1 pseudogene is annotated in these 568 nt (G+C 68.8%); it reads right to left on the minus strand.

Going from position 1 to position 568, the window contains the following annotated elements:
• A pseudogene (locus RCG67_RS17190) lies at positions 1-442 on the minus strand (L-rhamnose isomerase); the annotation flags it as partial.
• Positions 443-568: the final 126 nt, after the last annotated feature.

Consider the following 568-nt stretch of genomic DNA (forward strand, 5'->3'; position numbering starts at 1 on the left):
AGTTGGTGCCGTCGGCCAGCCAGATCTTCAGGTCCTTCGAACCGGTCGCGTCCATGACCTCGATGCACTCCAGGTGGTGCTCGATCGCCGTGCTGCGCACGGACGGGTCCACGTGGGTGAGCGAGCCGAACTTGTAGATGTCGTCCTGGAAGGTGTTGGAGTTGATCGTCCCGATGGCCACCCCGAGGTCCTCCGCGTAGCGGCGGAGGGCGCCGAAGTCGTCGACCCGGTCCCACGGGATGTGCAGCGCCACCTTCGGCGCCAGGCCGGTCAGGCGGTGCACCACGGCGGCGTCGGCGATCTTCTCCTCGGGCGTGCGCGGCGTGCCCGGCGTGCCGAAGACCTTGAACCGGGTGCCCGAGTTGCCGTAGGCCCACGAGGGCACCTCGATGGCCTGGGAGGCCAGCCGGTCCTGGACGGAGGCGGGAAGTGTGTCGGTCATGAGTTCTCTCCTGTGTGCGGGTGGTCGGTGCCGGCCTCGTCGGCGGACAGGGCGGTGAGCTGGTCCTCGAGGTGGAACACCTCGCTCAGACGGAGGAAGCCCTGGTCGGGCGGGAAGTCGAGGTCC

Origin of the sequence: Kocuria cellulosilytica, assembly GCF_040981245.1 — a bacterium.
In the GTDB taxonomy this organism is placed as follows: domain Bacteria; phylum Actinomycetota; class Actinomycetes; order Actinomycetales; family Micrococcaceae; genus Kocuria; species Kocuria cellulosilytica.